This window comes from Paraburkholderia sp. BCC1876 (genome assembly GCF_902833695.1).
Classification (GTDB): Bacteria; Pseudomonadota; Gammaproteobacteria; order Burkholderiales; family Burkholderiaceae; genus Paraburkholderia.
On record NZ_CADFGI010000059.1, the window covers coordinates 1 to 509 of the forward strand.

A 509-nucleotide genomic window follows, 5' to 3' on the forward strand; every position below is an offset into this window, starting at 1 on the left:
TTCGAGGAGCTGTACCACTGCGACCGCATCTACGTGATGAACGAGGGCGAAATCGTCGGCGAGATCTCGGCCGACGAGCTGAGCGAGGCCGAGGTGCTGCGTCTTTCCTTCAAGGCGGCCGCATGAAACGCATTCACTTTCCCGCGTCGCGGCTGCTGTCGGCCCTGACCTTCGTGGTGCTGCTGGCGCTGATCGTCAGGAACCAGCCGATGTCGCTGTCCTACATGGGGTTGACCCTGCTGCTCGGCTCGGCGATCCCGCTGATCTTCGCCACGCTCGCGCAGATGATGTTCATCTCGATCGGCGACCTGGACCTGTCGATCGGCCCCTTCGTGTCGATGAACGCGGCGATCGGCGCGATCGTGCTGCCGTCCTCGCCCTGGCTCGCGATCCTGCTCTACCTGCTGGCGATCGCCGCCTACGCGCTGTGCGGCGCGCTGATCGAGCTGCGCCGGCTGTCGGCGATCGTGGTGACGCTCGGCATGTCCTTCGTCTGGCTCGGCTGCGCG

1 pseudogene is annotated in these 509 nt (G+C 65.6%); it reads left to right on the forward strand.

The annotated features are described in order from the left end of the window. Positions 1–122 precede the first annotated feature (122 nt). Positions 123–509, forward strand: a pseudogene (locus HWY05_RS37755) (ABC transporter permease); the annotation flags it as partial.